This is a genomic window from Vibrio thalassae (genome assembly GCF_900089835.1).
GTDB lineage: Bacteria > Pseudomonadota > Gammaproteobacteria > Enterobacterales > Vibrionaceae > Vibrio > Vibrio thalassae.
In genome coordinates this window covers 1-716 of the sequence record NZ_OANU01000039.1, presented here as the reverse complement: position 1 = coordinate 716, position 716 = coordinate 1, and the positions used below count along the sequence as shown (strand labels likewise).

The window sequence follows — 716 nt, the reverse complement described above, 5'->3', positions numbered from 1 at the left end:
ATGGTCGCTGTATAGTCTGCCGAACTTTCAACCTGTCCATCATGATATTTGAATGTAAAAGTGGTGTAGGGCGTACCAAACTCGTCGTTTGAGAATTCAAAACGTAAATTCTCCGCCTGCAGGTCATTCAGTGATACGTCGGTTGTTGGTGTTATATTGCTACCAGAGAGCGTTAATTGTCCATCAGCAGGAGGGGAGGTGATAATTATCTTACTCAGGCTATCACCATCGATATCACTCATTGAAAAGTCGGTGTCTTTGAATTTGATTTCGTTGCTGTCTTCGGTCGCTGTGACAGATACATCAGCACCTGTCGGCGCATCGTTAACATTATTCACGGTGATTGCAAAAGCGGATAAGCTATCCGTTAGACCTGCTTGGTCTTCGACAGTGATTGTGATGTTATTGTGAGCACCCACGTCAATTTGCTGAGGTGTACCAGTCAGTGAGCCATCTGTGGGGTCGAAAGTTAGCCAAGACGGTTTATTTTGAATCGAAAACGTTTTAGTTTCAGTACTATGTCTTTGGTCAGGATCATCATAGGCTGGGGTGAATGAGTATAGGACTCCCTGATTAATGGTCTGTGTAGGTGTGCCGCTTATCGTTGGCGCATCATTGATGTTTATCACCTCAATTTCAAACGTATTCGAATTGGTGGTCACGTTTGAACTGTCAGTGACCTCGATAATAATATTGGAATAGGTAGCTACATCATT

At 43.4% G+C, this 716-nt stretch carries 1 protein-coding gene; it reads right to left on the bottom strand.

What is annotated here, in order from left to right; genetic code table 11:
• Nucleotides 1–716: putative Ig domain-containing protein (locus VTH8203_RS12780; RefSeq protein WP_158296137.1), on the bottom strand; the 716-nt coding region annotated here is incomplete at both ends.